Annotated in this window: 23 protein-coding genes; 13 read left to right on the forward strand and 10 right to left on the reverse strand. The window is 62.5% G+C overall.

Annotated features, from left to right (window positions below):
- Positions 1 to 39 precede the first annotated feature (39 nt).
- The 3 genes from sepH to V3587_RS04035 form a co-directional block, all read right to left on the reverse strand.
- Positions 40 to 981: a septation protein SepH gene (gene sepH, locus V3587_RS04025; RefSeq protein WP_030535368.1), complete on the reverse strand. Its 942-nt coding sequence runs from the start codon at positions 979 to 981 to the stop codon at positions 40 to 42.
- A 200-nt stretch (positions 982 to 1,181) separates the two neighbouring features.
- The gene (gene serC / locus V3587_RS04030; protein WP_283376240.1) at positions 1,182 to 2,303 is read right to left on the reverse strand and encodes a phosphoserine transaminase; all 1,122 of its coding nucleotides are present in this window, start codon (positions 2,301 to 2,303) and stop codon (positions 1,182 to 1,184) included.
- A 63-nt stretch (positions 2,304 to 2,366) separates the two neighbouring features.
- The gene (locus V3587_RS04035; RefSeq protein WP_003940025.1) at positions 2,367 to 3,494 is read right to left on the reverse strand and encodes a citrate synthase 2; all 1,128 of its coding nucleotides are present in this window, start codon (positions 3,492 to 3,494) and stop codon (positions 2,367 to 2,369) included.
- Between the two features lie 244 nt (positions 3,495 to 3,738).
- Between V3587_RS04035 and pdxH the strand changes: the two genes are divergently transcribed.
- The 5 genes from pdxH (at position 3,739) to V3587_RS04060 (ending at position 8,793) form a co-directional block, all read left to right on the forward strand.
- Complete coding sequence (pdxH, locus tag V3587_RS04040) at positions 3,739 to 4,452, forward strand: pyridoxamine 5'-phosphate oxidase (RefSeq protein WP_007733483.1); 714 nt, start codon at positions 3,739 to 3,741, stop codon at positions 4,450 to 4,452.
- On the forward strand, positions 4,449 to 5,714 hold the full coding sequence (locus V3587_RS04045; RefSeq protein ID WP_209447876.1) for an MFS transporter: 1,266 nt from the start codon (positions 4,449 to 4,451) through the stop codon (positions 5,712 to 5,714). The genes pdxH and V3587_RS04045 overlap by 4 nt, the downstream gene beginning before the upstream one ends.
- A gap of 41 nt (positions 5,715 to 5,755) precedes the next feature.
- Positions 5,756 to 6,703, forward strand: a complete 948-nt coding sequence (locus tag V3587_RS04050; protein ID WP_047270943.1) for an aldose 1-epimerase family protein — start codon at positions 5,756 to 5,758, stop codon at positions 6,701 to 6,703.
- A gap of 358 nt (positions 6,704 to 7,061) precedes the next feature.
- On the forward strand, positions 7,062 to 8,360 hold the full coding sequence (locus V3587_RS04055) for a citrate synthase (RefSeq protein ID WP_003940509.1): 1,299 nt from the start codon (positions 7,062 to 7,064) through the stop codon (positions 8,358 to 8,360).
- 70 nt (positions 8,361 to 8,430) lie between these two features.
- Positions 8,431 to 8,793, forward strand: a complete 363-nt coding sequence (locus tag V3587_RS04060; RefSeq protein WP_003940440.1) for an FKBP-type peptidyl-prolyl cis-trans isomerase — start codon at positions 8,431 to 8,433, stop codon at positions 8,791 to 8,793.
- Positions 8,794 to 8,885: 92 nt separating this feature from the next.
- Here the strand turns inward: V3587_RS04060 and V3587_RS04065 are convergent, their stop codons facing one another.
- Both V3587_RS04065 and V3587_RS04070 read right to left on the reverse strand, forming a co-directional pair.
- Positions 8,886 to 9,647 carry an ABC transporter permease gene (locus V3587_RS04065; protein WP_283376148.1) on the reverse strand — a complete coding sequence of 254 codons (762 nt, stop codon included), beginning with the start codon at positions 9,645 to 9,647 and terminating at the stop codon, positions 8,886 to 8,888.
- Positions 9,644 to 10,597: an ATP-binding cassette domain-containing protein gene (locus tag V3587_RS04070; protein WP_058037822.1), complete on the reverse strand. Its 954-nt coding sequence runs from the start codon at positions 10,595 to 10,597 to the stop codon at positions 9,644 to 9,646. The genes V3587_RS04065 and V3587_RS04070 overlap by 4 nt, the downstream gene beginning before the upstream one ends.
- 93 nt (positions 10,598 to 10,690) lie before the next feature.
- Between V3587_RS04070 and V3587_RS04075 the strand changes: the two genes are divergently transcribed.
- Positions 10,691 to 11,494, forward strand: a complete 804-nt coding sequence (locus V3587_RS04075) for a TetR/AcrR family transcriptional regulator (protein WP_007733476.1) — start codon at positions 10,691 to 10,693, stop codon at positions 11,492 to 11,494.
- On the opposite strand, the gene V3587_RS04080 is transcribed toward V3587_RS04075, so the two are convergent.
- A complete protein-coding gene (locus V3587_RS04080) occupies positions 11,429 to 12,412 on the reverse strand; it encodes a sugar-binding transcriptional regulator (RefSeq protein ID WP_007733475.1) in 984 nt (327 codons plus the stop codon). The two genes, V3587_RS04075 and V3587_RS04080, sit on opposite strands and share 66 nt — an antisense overlap.
- Positions 12,413 to 12,651: 239 nt before the next feature.
- On the opposite strand from V3587_RS04080, the gene V3587_RS04085 reads away from it, so the two are divergent.
- The 3 genes from V3587_RS04085 (at position 12,652) to V3587_RS04095 (ending at position 16,816) form a co-directional block, all read left to right on the forward strand.
- Positions 12,652 to 13,479, forward strand: coding sequence for an MIP/aquaporin family protein (locus V3587_RS04085; protein ID WP_003940085.1), 828 nt, complete (start codon positions 12,652 to 12,654; stop codon positions 13,477 to 13,479).
- A gap of 64 nt (positions 13,480 to 13,543) precedes the next feature.
- Positions 13,544 to 15,052, forward strand: a complete 1,509-nt coding sequence (glpK, locus tag V3587_RS04090) for a glycerol kinase GlpK (protein ID WP_007733474.1) — start codon at positions 13,544 to 13,546, stop codon at positions 15,050 to 15,052.
- Between the two features lie 48 nt (positions 15,053 to 15,100).
- Positions 15,101 to 16,816 (forward strand): glycerol-3-phosphate dehydrogenase/oxidase, encoded by a 1,716-nt coding sequence (locus V3587_RS04095; RefSeq protein ID WP_007733473.1) that lies wholly within the window; start codon positions 15,101 to 15,103, stop codon positions 16,814 to 16,816.
- 67 nt (positions 16,817 to 16,883) lie between these two features.
- Here the strand turns inward: V3587_RS04095 and V3587_RS04100 are convergent, their stop codons facing one another.
- From V3587_RS04100 to V3587_RS04115, 4 genes are read right to left on the reverse strand one after another with little or no spacing between them, the layout of a single operon-like run.
- On the reverse strand, positions 16,884 to 18,161 hold the full coding sequence (locus tag V3587_RS04100; RefSeq protein ID WP_050654708.1) for a sensor histidine kinase: 1,278 nt from the start codon (positions 18,159 to 18,161) through the stop codon (positions 16,884 to 16,886).
- Positions 18,158 to 18,835 carry a response regulator transcription factor gene (locus V3587_RS04105; RefSeq protein WP_003939990.1) on the reverse strand — a complete coding sequence of 226 codons (678 nt, stop codon included), beginning with the start codon at positions 18,833 to 18,835 and terminating at the stop codon, positions 18,158 to 18,160. The genes V3587_RS04100 and V3587_RS04105 overlap by 4 nt, the downstream gene beginning before the upstream one ends.
- A gap of 12 nt (positions 18,836 to 18,847) precedes the next feature.
- Entirely contained in the window at positions 18,848 to 19,411 is a 564-nt protein-coding gene (locus V3587_RS04110) for a hypothetical protein (protein ID WP_054781865.1), read from the reverse strand.
- The gene (locus tag V3587_RS04115) at positions 19,404 to 20,060 is read right to left on the reverse strand and encodes a hypothetical protein (protein ID WP_003939689.1); all 657 of its coding nucleotides are present in this window, start codon (positions 20,058 to 20,060) and stop codon (positions 19,404 to 19,406) included. The genes V3587_RS04110 and V3587_RS04115 overlap by 8 nt, the downstream gene beginning before the upstream one ends.
- A 253-nt stretch (positions 20,061 to 20,313) precedes the next feature.
- On the opposite strand from V3587_RS04115, the gene V3587_RS04120 reads away from it, so the two are divergent.
- The 4 genes from V3587_RS04120 to V3587_RS04135 all read left to right on the forward strand — a co-directional run bounded on the left by V3587_RS04120 (position 20,314) and on the right by V3587_RS04135 (position 23,625).
- Positions 20,314 to 20,880, forward strand: coding sequence for a hypothetical protein (locus V3587_RS04120; protein WP_283376149.1), 567 nt, complete (start codon positions 20,314 to 20,316; stop codon positions 20,878 to 20,880).
- 63 nt (positions 20,881 to 20,943) lie between these two features.
- Positions 20,944 to 21,405 carry a hypothetical protein gene (locus V3587_RS04125; protein WP_003940038.1) on the forward strand — a complete coding sequence of 154 codons (462 nt, stop codon included), beginning with the start codon at positions 20,944 to 20,946 and terminating at the stop codon, positions 21,403 to 21,405.
- 236 nt (positions 21,406 to 21,641) lie between these two features.
- Complete coding sequence (locus V3587_RS04130; RefSeq protein ID WP_051649553.1) at positions 21,642 to 22,565, forward strand: thiamine pyrophosphate-dependent dehydrogenase E1 component subunit alpha; 924 nt, start codon at positions 21,642 to 21,644, stop codon at positions 22,563 to 22,565.
- 10 nt (positions 22,566 to 22,575) lie between these two features.
- A complete protein-coding gene (locus V3587_RS04135) occupies positions 22,576 to 23,625 on the forward strand; it encodes an alpha-ketoacid dehydrogenase subunit beta (protein ID WP_283376150.1) in 1,050 nt (349 codons plus the stop codon).
- Position 23,626: the final 1 nt, after the last annotated feature.

Raw genomic sequence — 23,626 nt, forward strand, 5'->3', positions numbered from 1 at the left:
TCCTCAGCCTCGCTCGAAAGAAGAATACTTTCCTTCGGGTCAGCGACCGCTGCTGCGGACCCCGAGGAGTACGTCATCCCACGAGGGAAGAGCAGGCCGTCCGCGCTTGTCCTTGGTCTGCGTCTGCTGCGGAGCGGTTTTCGGGGTCACATCCGGTGCGGGTTCGGGAACCTCTTCGGTGACGACGGTTTCCGGCTCGACAGCAATCGGTTCGGGCGCCACGATCCGTTCCGCCACCACCGTCCGCTCGGGGACTACTGTGCGCTCGGAAACTGCTGTCCGCTCGGAAACTGCTGCGGGCTCGGGCTCGATCTCCGCCACCGGTTCGACGTCGAATCGGGACAGTTCGAGCTGCTGCGGCTCGTTCGAGACCACCGGTACCAGGCCGCGGAGTGGGCGACCGAAGTCAGGATCGATCAAGTCGAATGCCGCGTCGTCGAGTGCGACGATCGTTCCGCCGTGCGCGTCGGGCTGGTAGCGCCAGTGCGCGGCGTTGGTGGTGCGGCCGGCCTGCCACTGCAACTGCGCGACCCACTGATTGTCCTCGTCGCGCCAGGCATCCCAGGTGGCCTCGTCGATACTGTGGCCGCGGGCGCGGAATGCGTGGGTCACGATTTCGGAGAGGGTGGGAACTGTCGGACCGTTGTCGCGCACCGGGTGTCCGCCCTGCGCCATTTCCGCGGCGCGGGAGCGCTCGAGCAGAACGGGGTACGCAAAGCGCTCGACCTTGCTGATGGGGATCTTCGCTTCTTCGGCGACCTGCTCTACGGAAGCACCGGAACGAATGCGCGCCTGAATTTCGCGGGGACGGAGTTGGCTTTCCATTTCGATCTCAATCTGGCCGAGTCGAGCCACGTCTCCGCGGGAAGCTGCACGAAGTTTGTCATCGGCGGGAAGCCGGAATTTCTGGCCGGTTTCAGCATCTGCGCACACCACATGCGATCCATCGGGTTCAAGTCCGATCACTCGAAGCTCTCGCACATTGACCTCCTTATCGCGCCGGCTCGCGACTTTGCGCCGCGCTCAACTGTAATTCATTCGTGACCATGGACTCGGCAGGACACGCAGGGCGAGATGACCTCGGATCCGCCCACCGGTGTGGTAGCTCACAAGGCCTGGCGCAAACGACGCTCGGCCCCCGACGTCATGCCGGGGGCCGAGCGGTGAAGCAAATGTGAAAATCAGCCGAGCTGAGAAACGACCCAGTCGATGCTCTTGGTGAGAGCGGTGACGTCATCGGGGTCGATGGCCGGGAACATGCCGACGCGCAGCTGGTTGCGGCCGAGCTTGCGGTACGGCTCGGTATCGACGATTCCGTTGGCGCGCAGGATCTTTGCCACCTCGGCAGCGTCGACGTCGTCGTTGAAGTCGATGGTGCCGACAACCTGCGAGCGGTGTGCCGGATCAGCGACGAACGGCGTTGCGAACTCACTGGCCTCGGCCCAGTTGTACAGGCGCGAGGACGAATCCGCGGTGCGAGCGGTAGTCCAGTTGAGGCCGCCGTTGCTGTTCATCCACTCGATCTGGTTGGCGAAGAGCAAGAGGGTGGCCAGGGCCGGGGTGTTGTACGTCTGATCCTTGGAGCTGTTGTCCACGGCGATGGGCAGCGAGAGGAAGTCAGGCGTCCAGCGTCCCGAATCCTTGATCTCCGCGACGCGTTCGAGGGCGGCCGGGCTCATCAGCGCGATCCACAGTCCGCCGTCTGCAGCGAAGCACTTCTGCGGAGCGAAGTAGTAGACGTCGGAATCGGCGACATTGACCGGAAGTCCGCCGGCGCCCGAGGTGGCGTCGATGGCGATCAGTGCGTTCTCCGAACCCGCGGGACGCGAGACGGGGATCGACACACCGGTGGAGGTCTCGTTGTGCGCCCAGCCGATGAGATCGACGGACGGGTCGGAGACCGGCACCGGTGCGCTGCCCGGATCGGCGGAAACGACGATCGGGTCACCGATGAACGGGTTGGCCTTGGCGACCGAAGCGAACTTGGAGCTGAATTCGCCGTTGGTCAGGTGCAGCGACTTCTCGCGGATGAGGCCGAATGCGGCCGCATCCCAGAACGCAGTGGTTCCGCCGTTGCCGAGGACGACCTCGTAGCCCTCGGGCAGTGAGAACAGATCGGCGAGGCCGGAACGAATGCTGGCCACAACGTTCTTGACCGGCTTCTGGCGATGGCTGGTGCCGAACACCGAAGCGCCCACCTCGACCAGGGACTGCAGCTGCTCGGGGCGAACCTTGGAAGGACCGCAGCCGAAGCGTCCGTCGGCGGGCTTGAGGTCGGCGGGGATGATCGGTGTGGAGGTCATCGCTTCTTTCTGTTCCTTCACTTGTGTTCTGTACTACCGTGATTGGCGAATTCGAGCGGGGTACTACGCGTGGCTGATCTGGTCCCAGCCCTCGACCGACTCCGGAGTACGGGGCGCCGGGCCGGTGTAGATGGCGGCCGGGCGTACCAGTTTACCGAGACGCTTCTGCTCGAGGATGTGTGCACACCAGCCGGCGGTGCGGCCACAGGTGAACATGGCAGGCATCATGTGCGCGGGAACCTCGGCGAAGTCGAGGATGACGGCGGCCCAGAACTCGACGTTGGTCTCGATCGCGCGATCGGGACGACGCTCACGCAGTTCTGCCAGTGCAGCCTGCTCGAGAGCTGCGGCAGCCTCGTAGCGGGGAGCGTTGAGGCGCTTGGCCGTGGCGCGGAGCACGCGTGCACGGGGATCTTCGGCGCGGTAGACGCGGTGTCCGAAGCCCATGAGCTTTTCCTTGCGGTCGAGGATTCCCTTGACCAGTGCGCGGGCGTCGCCGGTCTTCTCGGTCTCTTCGATCATCGGAAGAACTCGGGCCGGTGCGCCGCCGTGCAGCGGGCCGGACATCGCGCCGATGGCGCCGGAAAGCGAAGCCGCGACGTCGGCGCCCGTGGAGGCGATGACGCGGGCCGTGAAGGTGGAGGCGTTCATGCCGTGCTCGGCTGCCGAGACCCAGTACGCGTCGATTGCCTCGACGTGTGCCGGATCGGGCTCACCCTTCCAGCGAACCATGAAGCGTTCGGTGACGGTCTTGGCCTCGTCGATGCGGCTCTGCGGGACTGCCGGCTGGTAGATGCCGCGAGCGGACTGCGCGACGTACGACAGCGCCATGACGGATGCGCGGGCGAGCTGGTCGCGGGCGGTCTCGTCATCGATGTCGAGGAGCGGCTGGTAGCCCCAGATGGGAGCCAGCATCGCCAGTCCGGCCTGAACGTCGACACGGACGTCGCCGGTGTGAATGGGGAGGGGGAACGGCTCGGCCGGCGGGAGGCCGGGGCCGAAGCGGCCGTCGACGAGAAGGGCCCATACGTTGCCGAAGGTGACCCTCTGGCCGACCAGGTCTTCGATGTCGACTCCGCGGTAGCGCAGTGCGCCGCCGTCCTTGTCGGGTTCTGCGATATCGCTGGTGAAGGCGACGACGCCTTCGAGTCCGCTCACAAAATCGTCCGGTATTGCTGCGCTCGCTGCCATTCTCGTGGACTCTCCTCGTTCGAGTGCGCCAGGTCTACAGTCGCACTGCCTCAGCTTCAGTGACTGCGCCTCGGTGCTCGCAGGGATGAGCACGCACCGTGTTTTGTACTGCGCAATCGTCTCGTCCCGATTCGGCGCTGTCGCTGGTGCGGCTCGCGGTCCGGGTCGGGTCTAGCCACGGCAAACTTTAGCGCGTGCCGCGTAGCCGTTGGCCAGTGAGTACCCGGGAGTAGCGTTCTCGGCTGTGTCGAATGAACGTCAGGACCCGCAGGCGGTGGACAACGAACTCGCGGCCATGCGTGTGGGCTATCCGCAAGCAGGCAGCGAATCGGAGTCCGTCGAGGACCGCATGAGTGCGGAATTGGATACTTCGGTTGTCGAAACCGGTTGGCTGCCCCTCATGCGCCAATGGCTCGTGGACGCCGTCGAAGCTGACGCGCCGGAGCCCAACGCCATGACTCTGTCGACGGTGGACGACGGTGGCCGTCCGGCGTCGCGCACCGTGCTCTGCAAAGGGCTCAGCGAGGACGGCGTCCTCTTCTTCACCAACTACGGATCCGACAAGGCTCGTCACCTCGACGCCCACCCGTACGCGTCGGCGAACTTCACGTGGCTGACCCTTGCCAGGCAGGTGATCGTCCGCGGCACCACCGAGCGGGTGAGTGCTCAACTGACGCAGGAGTATTGGCGAACCAGGCCTCGAGGTTCACAGCTCGGCGCGTGGGCGTCGTCGCAGTCTCGTCCGATCGACTCGCGAGCCGATCTCGACGAGCAACTGCGTGAGGTCGCTGCTCGATTCGGCGTGGACGGTGAGATTCCGGTGCCACCGAACTGGGGCGGGATTCTGATTCGGCCCGAGTCCGTCGAGTTCTGGCAAGGACGCGCGAACCGCATGCACAATCGAGTTCGCACGAGCCTGGTCGACGGACAGTGGTCCGCCGTCCGTCTCCAGCCGTGAGCCGGCTACTCGCGGACACGACTCCGCTCGAGAATCGCGACTATCGACGGCTGTGGACGGCCGGCATCGTCACCGTCATCGGCGCTCAGCTCAGCGTGGTCGCCGTACCGCAACAGGTGTACGAGATCACCCGAAGCTCGGCCTACGTCGGTCTGACGGGAATCTTCGGTCTGGTCCCGCTGGTCGTTTTCGGTCTGTGGGGCGGCGCACTGGCCGACGTCATGGATCGACGACGGCTGTTGATGATCACCTCGATCGGACTCGGCGTCACGTCGGTGCTGTTCTGGATCCAGGCTGCCCTGAACGTGAACAACGTGTGGTTGGTGCTCGGATTGTTCTCGGTTCAACAGGCGTTCTTCGCGGTGAACCAGCCGACGCGAGCGGCGATCATCCCTCGGTTGATTCCGGGTAGGCAGTTACCGGCCGCGAACTCGCTGAACATGACTGTCGTGCAGTTCGGTGCGATAGCCGGCCCGCTACTGGCGGGTGTCCTCATACCGTCGGCCGGTCTGCAACTGCTGTACCTGCTCGACTCGATCTTTCTTCTCGCCACACTGTGGGCGGTATGGAAGCTCCCGGCGATTCCGCCGACCGGAACGTCTCGGCGGGCCGGATTGAGCGAGGTCCTCGGCGGTTTCACGTATCTCGCGACGCAGAAGGTTCTGCTCGCGTCGTTTGTGGTGGACATCATCGCGATGGTGTTCGGGATGTCGCGAGCACTGTTCCCGGAGATCGCTCACGAATCCTTCGGTGACCCCGCCAGCGGCGGTTTTGCGCTGGGACTGCTGTTCGCGGCGATGTCGGTGGGAGCCGTTCTGGGCGGAGTCTTCTCGGGTTGGTTGCCACGGGTTCAGTACCAGGGGCAAGCCGTTCTGGTCTGCATCGCGCTGTGGGGGCTGTCCATGGTCGGCTTCGGCGTTGCCGTGTACTTCGCGAGTCCCGGTTCCAGTGTGATTCTGCTCTGGGTGGCGGTCGCATTCCTGGCATTCGGCGGAGCCGTCGACATGGTCTCGGCGGCTTTCCGCAGCACGATGCTCCAGCAAGTGGCAACCGACGACATGCGCGGACGACTGCAGGGCGTGTTCATCGTGGTCGTGGCAGGTGGTCCGCGTATCGGTGACGTGCTGCACGGCGGTGCAGCCTTCCTGTTCGGGACCGGTGTCGCGGCAGCGGGCGGCGGCTTCCTGGTGATTGTCGGTGTTGTCCTTTCTGCCCTCGCATTCCCGGCATTCGTTCGCTACAAGGTGGGACGCGCCGTCTGACGTCCTGGTTAACCGGTCGCTCGTGGTGGAAACTGGTACGTATGACTGCGCCGCACAGCACGGGTAGGGGAGGGTTCGAGATCCGTGGTGGAGGCTATCGAGCCGAGATCGCCGCGGCCGGTGCCGGGTTGCGGCTACTCGATCACGAAGGACCGAACGGTCAGCGCACGCTGACCGAGACCTGGGCACTCGGATCGAAGCCACCGCTGTCGGCCGGATTGGTTCTCGCGCCGTGGCCCAACCGAATTCGCGACGGGCACTTCATGTTCGACGGGATCGAGCATCAACTCGAGATCACCGAACCTGCGCTGGGGAACGCGAGCCACGGGTTCGTCCGGCGTCGCAATTGGAGCCTCGTGGACCACACGTACGAGCGCGTCGAACTGTCGGTCGACGTGGGACTTCACAAGGGTTGGCCCTATCCGTTGCAGCTGACGGTCGCCTACGAGGTCGGTGCCGACGGACTGACCGTCACGCACACGGCCACGAACAAGGGTGCGACCTCGTCGCCGTTCGGGCTCGGAATGCACACCTTCATTCGCGCCGGCGACTTTCCGCTCGACGAATGTGCTCTGCATCTGGCAGCAGGCACACGGTTGCCGATCGATCCGGCGAGGATGCTGCCGAACGCGTATTCGCAGGCAGTCGCCGGTACGGACTACGACTTCCGGACACCGAGACTGCTTGCCGGGGTGCAGTTGGACACTCCGTACAGCGCATTGGACGTCGTCGACGGCAGTGGTCGCACGCAACACGAGCTGCTGGCTCCGGATGGAACGGGCACTGCCCTGTGGACCAACCGCGAGTTCCCGTGGATTCAGGCCTTCATCGCAGACCCCGCCAACGACAAGGGGTATCCCGATCGCGGCCGCGCATTGGCTTTGGAGCCGATGACCTGCCCGCCTGACGCCTTCAACTCGGGCATCGATCTCCTGGTGCTTCATCCGGGTCAGACGTGGACGGGTAGCTGGGGCATCAAGGCGCTGTGATCCGGCTCTCATACCGTGGGATCGTGTAACACCAAGTAGGCATCAGCCGATAACAATCGGTTTTCGGTACCCCGTGTCAGTGGTCCGGAAGGTCCGACGTTGCTCCCATTTGCGAATCGCAGCCGAGATTTGCAGATCAGTGTGGGCAAATGCGCGATTCCGTAGACTGGAGTACCGGTCACGCGAGTGGGAAAGCCCAGACTGGAACATGTTTCAGTTTCGGTGGGTATGTCGGGTTCGTGAGTACCCGAAAAATAGCCGTGGAGCGACCCTCCTTCGGCACGATCTCTCCCGTGCGACTAGTTTCTAGTTGATCGCATGTAGTTACTCGTTGGTTCGAGCTTGAGAGGGATCCTTCGTGCCCGCTGACAATGACACAAAGCCCACGCTTACTTACCCCGGTGGTGAGTACACGATGTCCATTGCCAGGGCAACAGAGGGCAATGACGGCATCGAGCTGGGAAAGCTGCTGGCCACAACGGGGTACACCACCCTTGACCCCGGTTTTGTGAACACTGCATCCACCAGTTCTGCAATCACGTACATCGACGGTGAGAAGGGAATCCTGCGTTACCGCGGATATCCCATCGAGCAGTTGGCAGGTAAGTCGACGTTCATCGAGGTCAGCTACCTGCTGATCTACGGCGAACTGCCGACCGACGCCCAGCTCGAGTCCTTCACGGACCGCATCCGTCGACACACCCTGCTTCACGAGGACCTCAAGCGGTTCTTCGACGGATTCCCGCGCAACGCTCACCCGATGCCGGTTCTCTCGTCCGCAGTGAACGCATTGTCGGCGTACTACCAGGATTCGCTCGATCCCGAGGATCCGGAGCAGGTGGAACTGTCCACCATCCGTCTTCTCGCGAAGCTGCCGACCATCGCTGCGTACGCGTACAAGAAGTCCGTCGGACAGCCGTTCCTGTACCCGGACAACTCGTTGAACCTGGTCGAGAACTTCATGCGTATGACATTCGGCTTCCCCGCCGAGCCGTACCAGGGTGATCCCGAGGTCGCCAAGGCACTCGACATGCTGCTGATCCTGCACGCCGACCACGAGCAGAACTGCTCCACGTCGACCGTGCGTATGGTCGGCTCGTCGGACGCCAACCTGTTCACCTCCGTCTCGGCCGGCATCAACGCACTGTGGGGCCCGCTGCACGGCGGCGCCAACCAGGCAGTGCTCGAGATGCTCGACGAGATCAAGGCCAGCGGCAGCACCGCAGCCGAGTTCGTCCGCAAGGTCAAGAACAAGGAAGACGGCGTGAAGCTCATGGGCTTCGGACACCGCGTCTACCGCAACTACGATCCGCGCGCTGCGCTGGTCCGCGAAACCGCGCACACCATCCTCGCCAAGCTCGGCGGCGACGACGAACTGCTCAACATCGCAATGCAACTCGAAGAGGCCGCCCTCACGGACGACTACTTCATCGAGCGCAAGCTCTACCCGAACGTCGACTTCTACACCGGCCTCATCTACCGCGCGATGGGCTTCCCGCCGCGCATGTTCACGGTGCTGTTCGCCATGGGCCGTCTGCCCGGCTGGATTGCGCACTGGCGTGAAATGCACGAGGATCCGGCTACGAAGATCGGCCGCCCGCGCCAGATCTACACCGGCTACACCGAGCGTGACTACAGAGACATCACGTCCCGCTGACGCGTGACCTAGCGATATCACCACCCGCTAGTCTTCTGTACCCAACATTTCGCCTCAACGAGGAGGACCCATGAGTAGCAAGCCCGTAATCGAGTTCCAGGAAGGCCCCGCGCCGACCGATCTGGTCATCAAGGATCTGGTTGTCGGAGAAGGCGCCGAAGCCGTTCCCGGTGGCACCGTCGACGTTCACTACGTCGGTGTCGAGTTCGAGTCCGGCGAAGAGTTCGACTCTTCCTGGAGCCGTGGCGAGTCCATTCAGTTCCCGCTTCGTGGCCTGATCAAGGGCTGGCAGGACGGCATCCCGGGCATGAAGGTCGGCGGACGCCGTCAGCTCACCATTCCGCCGGAGCTGGCATACGGCCCCGCCGGTGCAGGGCACCAGCTTTCCGGCAAGACCTTGGTCTTCGTGATCGATCTGCTGGACGCCAAGTAATCCACTGTGCGCCTTTATTAACCCCCCGCGGTTAATAAAGGCGCACAGCACAAGCAGCCCCGCACCGTCAGGTGTGGGGCTTTCTTGTGTGGTCAGCTCGCGGTCTTTCGTCGGTAGAGCCAGTTGGACCACACGAATCCCACGGCGGCGATGCCCAGGCACCACGCGAGGGCGATGGCCGCGCTGTTCCCGATCGGCGTGCCCATCAGGAGTCCGCGCACAGTCTCGATGATCGGAGTCACCGGTTGGTGCCGGGCAAACCCCTGCAGCCAGGACGGCATGGTCTCAGCCGGTACGAAAGCAGTGCTGACGTAGGGCAGGAACATGATGGCGAAGGTGAATCCGCTTGCAGCTTCCGGGTTCTTGGCCAAGAGTCCCAAAGCTGTCGAGAGGTACGACATGGCAAAGACGAAGGCGACGATCACAGCGGCGACGCCGAGCCAGCGCAACGGATCGCTTGTCGGGCGAAATCCCATGATCAGCGCAACGACGACCACGATCGCCGCAGTCAGGACGTTGCGGACGACGCTGGCCAGTACATGACCGGTCAGGACCGACGACGGAGAGATCGCCAAGGTCCGGAAACGGTCGATGATCCCGTCCTTCATGTCGCTCGAGACGCTGACCGCGGTGGTCGAGGCGCCGAAACCGGCGCACAGAAGGATTATTCCGGGCACTACGTAGTCGATGTACTCGCTACCGGTGTTGATGGCGCCGCCGAAGACGTAGACGAACAGCAGCATGAGCATGACCGGAAGGGCTATCGCGGTGATCATCGAATCCGGACTGCGCAGAACGTGTTTGAGATTCCGGCGGAGCATCACCGCGGAATCGATTGCAACGGTGGAGGTCATCGAACGCTCGCAATCTCGGGTTGGCCTGATCCGGTGAGCGCGAAGAACACGTCGTCCAGATCCGGAGTGTGAACGGAGAACTTCTCGACGGTGATCGACGGATCGTCGATCGAGTCGAGGATCGCTTTGATCGACGGAACTGCCCCGTCGGAAGGGATGTGCAGGGTCAAGGTCTCGGCATTCGAATGCGCCTGCGGCAGTGATGCCGCGGCGAGTTCGAGTTGGGCCAGGTTCTCGAATTGCAGTGCGACGTGGCCGCCGGGAACAAGGCGTTTGAGTTCGTCCGGTGTTCCCTCGGCGACGATGCGGCCGCCGCTCAGCACGCCGACCGTATCGGCCAATTCGTCTGCCTCGTCGAGGTATTGGGTGGTGAGGAAGATGGTGACGCCTGACGCTGTGAGTCCTCGAACGATCGACCACATGTCGTGGCGGCTTCGCGGGTCCAGGCCGGTGGTGGGTTCGTCGAGAAAGACGACGTCCGGTCGGGCGACGAGGCTCATTGCGATGTCGAGTCGTCTGAGCATGCCGCCCGAGTAGTTGCCGGCGCGTTTGTCGCCGAAGTCCGTCAAAACGAACTGGTCGAGCAATTCCTCGGCACGGCGACGGGAGTTCTTCCGGCCCAGGTGATTCAGTTCGCCCAGTAGGGTGAGGTTCTCGAATCCGGTCAGCAAGGTGTCGACGGCTGCGTACTGCCCGGTCACGCTGATGCGTCGCCGAACGTTCTGTGGATCTCCGGGCAGTGAATGCCCCGCGACCGTGACCTCACCTCCGTCGAAGGGGATGAGGGTGGTGAGAATTCTTACGGCCGTGGTCTTTCCGGCGCCGTTCGCGCCGAGGAGGGCGTACACCGATCCGGCCGGGACCGACAGGTCGAGTCCAGCCAGTACCTGTTGATCGCCGTAGCGCTTACGGAGTCCGCGGACCGAGATTGCGGGGATCGTTCCTGACATCGAGACCTCCAAGTAAGAACTGTGTATGTCATAAACTCGTGTTTATAGCGTACACAGTTCTAGGATGATGGCAAGAGTGAAGAGTGGGAGCTTATGGATCGCGGAGCGCTACCGAGAGCAGTTGAACTGGCCTGGGGACTGGACCAGCCGGGAACGCGGGGTCCGAAGAAGGGGCTCAGTCTCGAGCAAATTCTCGACACCGCGATCGAATTGGCCGACGCAGAAGGCGTCACCGCTCTGTCGATGGGCCGCGTGGCCAAAGCGCTCGGGTTCACGACCATGTCGCTCTACCGCTACGTGGCAAGCAAAGACGAACTGATCGAACTGATTTCGGATCGGGTGATCGGGCCGCCGCCGGTAATTCCCGACGGCGTGACCTGGCGCGTCAAGCTCGAGGCGTGGGCGAATCAGGAGTACGCCACGATGCTGAGTCGACCGTGGTGGCTCAAGCTGCCCATCACGGCTCCACCGACCGGGCCCAACAACATGGCGTGGCTCGACGCGGGTCTGAGCGCCCTCGACGGGGTCGCCCTGAGCGCCGCGTCGAAGTTCCAGGTGGTGACCAACGTGTCGTTGTTCGTCATCGGCCGCGCTCGATTCTCGGCTGACCTGGCGTCTCGTTCAGCGCAGTCGGCAGACGACGACGTCGCATACGGCGCTCTCATTGCTCGTGTCATCAATCGGGAGGGATTCCCCTACCTGAGTGCCGCAATCGAGGAAGGCGGCTTCGAGGACGGCAGCCCGGAGGGTGAGGCCGCCGGCGACGATGCCTTCGATTTCAGTTTCTCGCTCGGCTTACTTCTCGACGGAATCGAGAAGCTGGTGCAGCGGTCAGGACACCAGCGCGGTGGCGCTGACGTCGTCGATGATCAGATCGGTGATCAGCCCGCCCCGTAGTGCTCCCTCCAGGGCCGGCAGTTTTGCTGTTCCGGCGACGATGCACACGCGCCTGGCGACCTTCTCGAAAAGGTCCAGTCGCGGGCCGCTCGCGCGCTCGTTGAGTTCGATTCCGCGGTAGCTCCCGTCCGACCGGAAGAAGACGGTTGCGATGTCGCCGACCACTCCGTCGCGTCGAAGTGCTTCTGCTTCATCGGGTTCGAGGTATCCGGCGGTGTAGACGTGACTCGGTACGTTGCCGCCTGGTACGCCGATGCTGAAGACTGCCAGGTCCATTCGCTTCTGCATGTCCAAGACGCGTTTGATGCTTCGTTCGCGCCACAGTTGCTCCCGAGTTTCCGGGTAGTCGAAGAAGGCAGGCACCGGAAATCCTTGTGGCAGAGCACCGTAGGCGTCGGCGATGGTTCTGATGATGTCGCTGGCGTAAGAGATTCCGGTGGTGCGAGTATTCGCGGCGCCGTTGAGTTGCACGACGTACGAGTTGTACGTGCGTTTGGGGGCAAGGTGCTTGCTGACTTCACTGAGTGTGGTTCCCCAGGCGATCCCCATCACCATGTCGCTGTCGAAGAACGACGCCAGCAGGCGTCCGGCAAAGGTTGCGACCTTTTCGAGTCGCTCGAGATCTCCCACCAGTTCCGGCACGGTCACCACGTGGGCGCGCACTCCGTACCGTTCCGAGAACTCGCGTTCGATGCGAGGAGCCTGGCCGTGCGGGGTGCTGATCTTGATCTCGACGAGACCCGAGGTGCGCGCGTAGGTGATCAATCGGGAGACGGTGGATCGGGACACCCCCATGTCGCGGCCGATGGCAGCCATGGTCTGGTCCTGGAAGTAGTAGAGGCGTGCGGCCTGAACTGCGTCGGCGATGCGCGGGTCCGCCGGATCGGAGGTAGCGGAGTCCGAAGTGGGAGTTTCCATGGGTTCGTCCTGTCTGCACGTACGTGCAAGAGCATTGAACCGAATCATATCCGAGTAGGCCCAGGCTGAGGCGCTCGATCACGCAAAGTCCCAGAAGTGTGTCTGTTACCCGCGTTACGGTGCGCAAATGGGGCATTTGCACATATGTGCACGAGCTATGCGTGAATGTGCAAACGGCCTTACGCTACGGGTGCAGCAATCCAAACTATGACATGCATCACAACGAAGTGAGGGTGGGGATGGAGAAAGCCAAGCGATTAGGGCTTCCAGGCGAGTTGGCAGCCGAGTTCGCCGGAACGATGATCTTGATCTTGTTCGGCGTCGGAGTTGTGGCGCAGGTTGTGTCCGGCGGGAGCGGTGGGGGTCTCGGCGGACACGACAGTATCGCGTGGGCCTGGGGACTCGGCGTCATGTTCGGCATCTATGTCGCAGGCCGGGTGACGGGTGCTCATCTGAACCCCGCAGTGACCTTCGCCTTTGCGATCTTCCGGGGATTCTCCTGGCGCAAGGTCCTGCCCTACACGCTGGCGCAGACCGCTGGAGCCTTTGTCGCGGCCCTGATCGTCCGGTGGAATTACAACGACATGCTCAATGCCATCGATCCCGGACACACAACGGCGACTCAGACGATCTTCTCGACGATGCCCGGAAACGGAACGCTCCCGGTCAGTCTGGGATCAGCGCTGATAGATCAGATCATCGGCACGGCGATCCTGTTGTTCCTCATCGTTGCGGTGACCGATACTCGGGGAACTCCGCCGCTCGCGAATCTTGCGCCCTTCGTCGTCGGTTTGATCGTGGTGGCAATCGGATTCGCATGGGCGACCAACGCGGGTTACGCCATCAATCCGGCCCGTGACTTCGGTCCGCGGCTGGCGTCGTATCTCACCGGTTACGGCAGCGCCTGGCGAGATCAGTACGGGAGCCTGTATTTCTGGGTGCCCATCGTGGGGCCGCTGATCGGCGCTCCGATCGGGGTGTTCCTCTACGACAAGCTGATTGGTCGATTCCTGCCTGACGAGTCGGTGGAGAAGGCAGCCGAGGAGCCGGCCACGATACCGGCCTGATGGCGAATCATCATCTCTGACAGTAAATCTTTCGCACTTTCTTCGACACCAAAGGGGTAGCACGATGGCGCAGTTCGTAGCCGCGATAGACCAGGGAACCACCTCCACGCGATGCATGATCTTCGATCACAGTGGGCACGTAGTCGCTGTCGAACAGCACGAGCACACACAGATCTTTCCGCAGGCAGGCTGGGTCGAACACGATCCGATCGAAATTTGGGACAACGTCCGCAACGTCACCGCGGGCGCCTTGGCCAACGCAGATCTGACCGCGGCCGACATCGCATCCGTCGGCATCACCAATCAGCGTGAGACGGCAGTGGTCTGGGAACGAGCAACCGGAAAGCCCGTTTACAACGCCATCGTCTGGCAGGACACACGCACCGATCGAATCTGTACTGCACTCGCCGGCGAAGACGGCCCCAGGAAGTACACCGAAGTCACCGGATTGCCGTTGGCCACGTACTTTTCGGGCCCCAAGGTCAAGTGGATTCTCGACAACGTCGAGGGCTCGCGTGAGAAGGCCGAAGCAGGCGAGTTGTGCTTCGGCACGATGGACACCTGGGTGCTGTGGAACATGACCGGCGGCGTCGACGGCGGAGTGCACGCTACCGACCCCACCAACGCGTCGCGCACCCTGTTGATGGATCTCGACACTCTCGCTTGGGATTCGGCGATCTGCGCCGACATGGGCATCCCCGAATCGATGCTCCCCGAGATTCGCAGCTCGTCCGAAACTTTCGGATTCGTGCGCGAACGCGGAACGTTGTCCGGCGTGCCGATCGCCGGAATCCTCGGCGATCAGCAAGCAGCGACTTTCGGTCAGGCCTGCCTCTCGCCCGGAGAAGCGAAGAACACCTACGGAACCGGCAACTTCGTGCTCCTCAACACCGGCACCGAAAAGGTGATGAGCAAGAACGGCTTGTTGACGACGGTCTGTTACAAGATCGGTGAGCAGCCAACGGTTTACGCACTGGAAGGATCGATCGCCGTGACCGGTTCGCTGGTCCAGTGGCTTCGAGACAACCTCGGCATGATCGACAACGCGGCCGACATCGAGGTGAACGCGCGCTCTGTGGACGACAACGGTGGCGCGTACTTCGTGCCCGCGTTCTCGGGCCTGTTTGCACCGCATTGGCGCGCGGATGCACGCGGTGCGATCGTCGGTCTGACAAGGTTCGTGAACAAGGGGCACCTTGCCCGGGCGGTGCTCGAAGCGACTGCGTACCAGAGTCGTGAGGTGATCGAGGCGATGAACCTCGACTCGGGTGTCGACTTGAAGGTTCTCAAGGTCGACGGCGGAATGGTCGCGAACGAACTCCTCATGCAATTCCAGGCCGATCTGCTCGACGTCGAGGTGATCCGCCCTGTCGTTGCGGAGACCACGGCATTGGGCGCTGCGTACGCCGCTGGTCTCGCGGTCGGGTACTGGGAGAGCGAGGACGACATTCGCAGCAACTGGGCGAAGGACAAGAGCTGGACGCCGTCGATGGATTCGGCCGAGCGTGAGCGCCTGTATGCAGGCTGGCAGAAAGCCGTCACTCGGACACTCGACTGGGTCGACGCAGACTGATCGCGGCGCCCCCATTTCTACCTATTTTCAAGTGAAGGAACAGTTTTCATGAGCACAGCACAAGCATTGAGTCCGTCCTCGCGGGCGGAGTCGCTGAAGAAGTTGGAAGAAACCGAACTCGACGTCCTCGTTATCGGCGGTGGCGTGGTCGGAGCGGGTAGCGCGCTCGACGCCGCAACTCGCGGTCTGAAGGTGGGCTTGGTGGAGGCTCGTGACTTCGCGTCCGGAACCTCGAGCAGGTCGAGCAAGCTGTTCCACGGCGGACTGCGTTACCTCGAGCAGTTCAATTTTGCGCTCGTGTTCGAGGCACTGCGTGAGCGGTCGCTGGTTCTGAATTCGCTGTGCCCGCATCTCGCGAAGCCGGTGCCGTTCATCTACCCACTCGAGAAGTTGATCGACCGGCCGTACGTCGGTCTGGGCATCGGCGTCTACGACGTGATGGGCGCAGGCCGCGGGGTTCCCTCACACCACAAGCATGTGGGCAAGAAGAAGACTCTCGAATCGTTCCCTTCCGGAAAGCGCTCTGCTATCCGGGGTTCGGTCAAGTTCTACGAGGGTCAGGTAGATGACGCCCGCCACACGATGATGCTGGCGCGCACGGCGGCCGAGTACGGCGCGCTGTGCGTCAACAGCACCCGCGTAATCGGCTTTCTCCGTGAGGAGGACCGCGTAGTCGGGGTGAAGGCCGTGGATCTGGAAACAGGTCGCGCGTTCGAGATCCGTGCTCGTCAGGTCATCAACGCCGCCGGTGTGTGGACTGACGAGATTCAGGAAATGGTAGGTGGTCGAGGACAATTCCAGGTTCGCGCTTCGAAAGGTGTGCATTTGGTCGTCCCGCGAAACCGCATCAACTCTGCGACCGGAATCATCACGCGGACCGAGAAGAGTCTGCTGTTCGTGATTCCGTGGGGAAGCCACTGGATCATCGGTACGACGGACACCGACTGGAACCTCGACCTCGCCCATCCGGCAGCGAGCCGAAGCGATATCGACTACATCCTCGGACATGTCAACAAGCTCCTTCAGGACGAGTTGACGCACGAGGACGTCGTCGGTGTGTACGCGGGGTTGCGTCCGTTGCTGTTCGGCGAATCGGATTCGACCAGCACTCTCTCGCGTGAGCATGCGGTGTCGAGTCCGGTCCGAGGTTTGACGGTGGTCGCCGGTGGCAAGTACACCACTTACCGCGTGATGGCCAAGGACGCTGTCGATTCCGCGGTGCACGGATTGGAACAGAAGGTGCCGAAGTCCTGCACCGAGCGTATCCAACTTGTGGGTGCCGACGGCTACTTTGCCGCGCACAACAATCGGCATCTCACCGCTGAGCGCACGGGACTGCACGTTTCGACCATCGAGCACCTACTGGGTCGGTACGGCACTCTGGCTGACGAGTTGTTCGAACTCGTCGAGGCGCGACCGGAACTGGGGCAGCCGTTGGACTCCGCCCCCGAGTACCTCAAGGCGGAGGTCCACTACGCTGCGAGCCATGAGGGTGCACAGCATCTCGACGACATCCTTACCCGTCGTACCCGCATCTCCATCGAGGTTACCGATCGCGGCGACGCGGCAGCAGCGGAAGTAGCCGAACTGGTTGCGCCGGTGCTGGGTTGGACTCCCGAGCACATTGCCGAGGAGATCGAACACTACCGGTTGCGTGTCGCAGCCGAGCGGGAATCTCAGGAGCAGCCCGATGACCTGACCGCTGATGCGGCGCGCCTCGGTGCACCGGACGTTCGCACCGGAGTCGCTGTCGGACAGGTTTGAGTCCGAGACACCACCAATGATCGGCCGGGACCCTGTGTCCCGGCCGATCGACCGAACTGCCTCGGTGTCAATCGAACTCGTCTGCCGAACATTCGGGGAGGTCGATCGTCACCACCGCGCCCCCGTTCGGATGGTTCGCGAAGTCGATACGAGCGCCGATGACCGCCGCTTGTCCCACTACGATCGTCAAGCCGAGGCCCAGGCCCGAGTTCGGGCCGCGTTCGACGGAGTTGGTCTGAAATCTCTTCGGCCCCTGGCGAAGCCACTCTTCAGTGAACCCGACGCCCCGATCCCGGACCGTGATGCGGGAGTGGTCGACGTGGACATTGATCGGCGACTTTCCGTGATTGCGAGCATTCAAGATCAGGTTGGCGATGATCCGCTCCAGTCTGCGCGCGTCGGTGTACGACACGGGGGTGCCGTGAACACTCACTTCACACTCGACTCCTGTGGTGGAAATCGCGTGACGCACCACCGGTGCCAGTTCCACCGATTGGATGTCAGCCTGCTCGGAGGTGGTGTCGAGGCGTGCCACTTCGATGACGTCCTCGGCGAGCCTCCTGAGTTTATGGACGCCGTCGCGCACCAATTCGGTTGGCCTACCGGGTGGCAGGAGCTCTGCGGCGCCGACCAGTCCGGAGATGGGTGTTCTGAGATCGTGCGCGATGTTGGCTGTCACGCGCTTCTCGGCGTCCAATTGTCCCCGTAGAGCATCGGACATCGCGTCGACCGCATCCGCCAGCTCGGTGATCTCGTCGTCGAAAAGCGACCAGGTGACCGAGCGGACGCGGATGTCCGCTCCGGTAGACACTTTGCGAGCCGCACGGGCGGCCGAGCGCAATCGATACGACATCGCGAGTCCAAGCAGAACACCCAGGACGGCACCCGCTGCGATCACTGCGATGGTGGCGTTGCGAAGTGTCCGATCGACGCTGGCGATCGATTCCCGCTGCGCGGTGTACGGGACGCGAATCGCCACCACCTGAGTGTTGACGTCGGCAGCAGCCCAGACAAATGGCTGGTCCCCGCTGTCGACAAGGTAGGTGGCACGTTTGCCGCCCGCCACGGCCTGACGCAACTCTTCCGGAACGTCGAGACCATCTGTGGTGGCGCGGAACAGTGCACGCATGCTGCCCGTTTCGTCCTGCAGCACCAGTTGGAGATTGCGATCAGCTGCCGCCCGCGCTGCATCCTCTTGGTTGTGTGAAAAGGTTTGATGCATCACGGTACTGAGCGTGATCGAGGCGACGGCAATCACGAACGTGATGGCCGCCGCGATCTTCCACTGAAACGACAACCGCCTCCCGGTGGACGGGAGCTTGGCGGCGAGATCCCGCGATCTCACCGATGGTTGTCCATCGTGTAGCCGAACCCCCGGACGGTCCGGATCTGTTCGGAGCCGATCTTCGTGCGCAATCGCTGAACGTGAACGTCGACGATGCGCGTATCGCCGCCCCAGTCGTAATCCCAGACGTCCGAGAGCAGTTCGGAGCGAGACCAGACTTTGCGCGGCACACTCACCATGACCAGGAGCAGCTTCATTTCGGTGGGTGTGAGAGCCACTTCGGCGCCCGAACGCGTGACGGTCACCAACTCGCGATCGATCTCCAGATCGCCGAGAGTCACGATGTCTTTCTCCGTACCGGAATGGGATTCGACCCGCCGGAGCACACTTCGGATACGGGCCACCAGGACACCGCTGTCGAAGGGCTTGGTGACGTAGTCGTCGGCACCGGCTTCCAATCCGAGAACGATGTCGACCGGGTCGTCGCGCGCGGACAGCATGATGACCGGCACCGACAGTTCCTCACGAATGCGTCGGCACAGGCTGATTCCGTTCAGGTCGGGAAGCATCACGTCGAGGACGGCGATATCCGGCTTGGCGTCGACCGCCATATCCATTCCGGTCAACCCACCCGATGCGGTGATCACCCGAAACCCGTTGCGTTCGAGATTCAATTGCGTTGCTTCGCGGATGACAGCGTCGTCTTCGACCAGCAAAATCAACGGATCGGTCATCGGCCTTCGCTTTCATGGGAACGGAACACTCTCAAACCCTTCACCGGTCCACTTGTATGCAGTCGACGATTGACAGAACTCCGGAATGCCGGGGTCTTTGCACAGGTCGACCATGACCGACAATCCTCCGGTTGAGCCGACGACGTAGCGTCCTGGGTCTTGCACTCCGAAGACTTTGTGAGCGCCCGATTCGTCGATCTGGTAGACGAATCCGGCGACCATGAAGCTGACCGGTGGGGCCGGTCGTCCCCAGATGCCGACAGACTCGCAGGTGAAGACATTGACGACGGCATCTTGCCAAACGGCGCCTGTCACGGGGGAGTACCGGATTTCGTAGGGGAAGTTCGCATCACCGCACAGTCGGAGACTGTCCTTGACCGCATCGGACACTTCCGGGTCTGCTCTGAGGAGGGCAACAGGATCGATGCTCAAGCCCTGTGAGAGATCCGAGGGGTCGAGTGATGCTGCGATATTCGGAGTGGGTTCTGATTCAGGCTCGGTGGAACAGGAGGCGAGAGCAAACGCGACCGGCAGGCAAACACCGGCGAGCATTGCGCGGCGACGGCGATCAATCACGGATGAACTCCATTCCATCCCAGTGGAACTCGGTCCGAAGCGGTGGACGGGGGCAACATTCGAACTCCGGTGGCCGCGGATCCGTTTCCAGGACAGACAAACTCGCGGCGCGTTGACCGCTGACGATGAACTTTCCGCGCTCTTCGACGGAGAACAGGCGCTCACCCAGTTCGGGATCGTCTTCACTCGAACCGGCCTTGCCGCTGCGGTAGACGTAGCCGGCAAGGTTGACCGAAATCGACACTCCGGTCCCGGGTTGGTGGGCCGGTTGGCACGGATACACATTCATGACGACGAGTTCGGTCTCCGGCACGATACGCGGTGCGCCTGGATCGAGAAGGATGGACCCGACCGAGATCGGATACCAGTCAGGGCACGACCGAAGTTCTGTCTTCACTCCCTCGGACACCCCAGGATCGTCGAGGAGTGCCCGGCCCAACCTCGAGTTTTCGGCAACCCGTCTGGCCAGGTCTGCAGGTTGTGTGACGGGCAACCCGGTGGAAGCGACATCGCCTTCGATCACAACGCCCTGGGTGGACGCGCAACCGGTGATCACGGACGCTCCGAGGGTTGCTGCCGCGAGCGCTGTACCGAACAGGCTGCGAGTACGGTCTGATCGACCGCCGCAGATGTCACTCCGATACAACACTTTCCCCTCCCCGGCCGCTGCGAACCCTCTCATCGGCATGTGCGTTTTCATACGATCACAGGTGATCTCGATATCGGAGTTTTGCCACCCACCGTTACGTAATCGTATGAATGTCAGGACCGTCGAGAGTTGGTACGCGACCGACGGAATTCTGTTACGAAACCGATGGAATCAGGCTCCTAGAGTGAGTCACGTCGGTGTTCACCGCTTGGGCGGAACGACCAGATCCGCGTATCGAGGAGTGTGAGAGCAAATGCCTGAACTATTGCTGACCAACAAGACTCGGCGTCTGCGAGTGCTGCTCGCCGTACTGACGATCGGGGTGGTGTGCGCGATGACAGGGTGTTCGAGTGATGACAACAGCGCTCCAGGAGACGAACCGACGACTACATCGGTGGTTGCGGCGTCTACGACCCCACCGCCGCTGACCGCAGCGACCACTTCGGAGACAGTCGAAGGCTCGAACTCGGTGGGCGGCGGTACGGACGCATCCACCCCCGGAGTCCCGGCGGGCGGAGCTGCGCCGGCCTGGACACCGGTCTCGACCAGCGCGGCTGCCCCTGCGGCCCCTGGTCCGGCTACCGAGTCGACCAAGTGCACCGATCAGATCAACTATGTGGGTGACCCTCGTTCGAATGCGGAGATCAACAGCATCGGAGAGCGGATGGGTTCGTGCCCGGCGCCCCTCCCGCCCGATGCCGTCGAGCCCTCCGAGAAGTGCACCGACCAGATCAACTACGGCGCTGACCCTCGTTCCAACGCCGAGATCAACATCATCGGGGAACAAACCGGGATCTGCCCCGAGCCGATACGCCCCTAGCGACTTCAAAACCTGAGCATTAGTCGGGAATTCGACCAAGAGCCGAACCAGGGGGAGATCGGAATGACAAGCAGGGCAGGTGGACGTTCGATCGACAGTGTTGCCGACGATGCGTCCCGAGGGGATCGGGACGCGATTGCAGAACTCCTTCAACGCATCGTGCCTCTGGTGACGCGGCGCTGCCGTGCCGAACTGCGACCGCTCGACGCTGATCGTATTGCCGTCGGTATCTGCCGATCCGTCCTGTCCGACATTCGGCGACGTAGACGTGCCGGAGAAGCGTTCCTCGCGCATCTGTACGACGCGATCAGTCGCGAAATCGATTCGCTACCCGCCTCCAGTCGACTCACTCTGCCCTTCGGTGATCTGTCGGCCGCAGAACGCAACGTCTTGGTAGCTCGCATCGTTGTCGGCTTCGACGTGCGCGAGACGGCGCTGTCACTGAGAACGACAACGAGCGCCGTCGAACTCGCCCAACACCGCGCGCTGGCCAAGATCAGACGCGGCAGCCTGAGCGGCGCCTGAATCAACGCTCGAAAGTCAACAGCTGCAACCCTTCGCAACTCCCGGCAACCTCACGCAACTCTTTCCCTTCGCCCGTGACCTACACGACACTGCATGGCGACGAGTGATCGAGAACGAGGAGTGTGACTGTGGTTCAACGGACGGCGCAGAAGCCGACAACCCCAGGATCGAAAAGGACCGGCGCCAAGCCTCATTCAGGGCTGGACCGGGATGCATTGCTGAAGGCGTACGAGAAGATGTCGCGCATCCGTGCGTTCGAGGATCGACTGCACGAAGAGAATGCAACCGGTGACATCCCCGGCTTCATTCACCTCTACTCGGGCCAGGAAGCCATCGCGGTGGGAGTGTGCGAGAACCTGAGCGACGCCGACTACATCGGATCCACTCACCGCGGTCACGGGCACTGCATCGCCAAGGGCTGCGATCTGAACGGCATGATGGCCGAGATCTTCGGCAAGGACGACGGCCTGTGTCGCGGTAAGGGCGGCTCGATGCACATCGCCGACCTGTCCGTGGGAATGCTCGGCGCCAACGCGATTGTCGGCGGAGCCCCGTCGTTGGCGATCGGCGCTGCACTGAGTGGCAAGACGCTTCGAAACGGTGTCATCGCAGCGTCGTTCACGGGAGACGGTGGATCCAACCAGGGAACCGTCTTCGAGGCGATGAACATGGCTGTGGTGCTGGATCTTCCGATCGTCTTCGTGATCGAGAACAACGGATTCGGTGAAGCAACAGGAACCGACTACGCGGTGGGCGCACCCGACATCGCCGCCCGCGCTGCATCCTTCGGAATGCCTGCCGTCAAGGTGGACGGCACCGACTTCTTCGCGGTCTACGACGCGATGGCGGAAGCATCGGAGCGCGCCAGGACCGGCGGTGGCCCCACCACGATCGAGGCGGCGGCATTCCGTTGGCACGGCCACTTCGAGGGTGACGCGCAGCTGTACCGCACGGCGGAACAGGTTGCGCAACTACGGGAAACCAAGGATCCGCTCAAGAATTTCCGTAGCAGCGTGGATGTGAAGAAGGTCAGCACCGCTGATCTGGACGCGGTGGACGAGCAGTCGCGAGTGCTGGTGGACGAGGCGGTAGCGAAGGCGCGTGCCGCGGCGTATCCACCCGTCGAGAATCTGCTGACCGATGTCTACGTGTCGTACTGAGGAGCCCGAGATGACAAGCGTGGAAGCCGAGAACGTGTCGAAGAAGACCTACCGCGAGGCCGTCAAAGAGGCCATCGCCCAAGAAATGCAACGCGACCCGAGCGTCGTTCTCATCGGTGAGGACGTACGGGGTGGGCATGCCGGTACCAATCCCGATCTGGAGACGAAGAAGATCGAGGCATTTGGCGGTGTCCTGGGTGTCACCAAGGGATTGTGGACGGAGTTCGGATCGGAGCGTGTAATCGATACCCCGATCACCGAATCCGCGATCATCGGAATGGCTGCCGGAGCCGCACTGACCGGACTGAGGCCGGTCGCCGAGCTGATGTTCATGGACTTCTTCGGAGTCTCCTACGACGCGCTCTACAACCAGGCTGCCAAGTTCCGCTACATGTTCGGTGGCAAGGCCAGAACCCCGCTGGTGGTGCGAGGCATGATCGGCGCAGGCTTCTCCGCCGCTGCGCAGCACTCTCAGTCTCCGTACAACGTATTTGCCGCGGTGCCCGGCCTGAAAGTGGTCGCGCCGTCCAACGCCTACGACGCCAAAGGCCTACTCATCCAAGCCATCCGGGACGACGATCCCGTCGTCTTCTGTGAGCACAAGGTTCTCTACGACCTCAAGGACGAAGTGCCGGACGATCCGTACGCGATTCCGTTCGGCGTCGCCAACTACACCAGGCAGGGCGACGACGTCACGATCATCGCGTTGTCCGCAATGGTGAACCGCGCCAACGACGTAGCAGACAAGCTGGCCGCCGAGGGTATTTCGGTCGAGGTTGTCGATCCTCGTACCGTCTCACCATTGGACGAGGACGGCATCCTCGAATCCGTCGCATCGACCGGACGCGTCGTGATCGTCGACGAATCCGCCGCCCGCTGCGGTTTCGGGCACGACGTAGCCGCGCTGATCGCCACCAAGGGATTCAACTACCTGAAAGCGCCGATCGAACTGATCACTCCGCCGCACACGCCGGTTCCGTTCTCCCCGACCCTCGAAACTGCCTGGCTGCCTGACGCGGCGCGCATCGAAGAGTCGGTTCGCAAGCTGGTGAGAGCCTGAT

The sequence above is a fragment of the Rhodococcus sp. IEGM 1306 genome, from assembly GCF_036541985.1.
GTDB lineage: Bacteria > Actinomycetota > Actinomycetes > Mycobacteriales > Mycobacteriaceae > Rhodococcus_F > Rhodococcus_F qingshengii.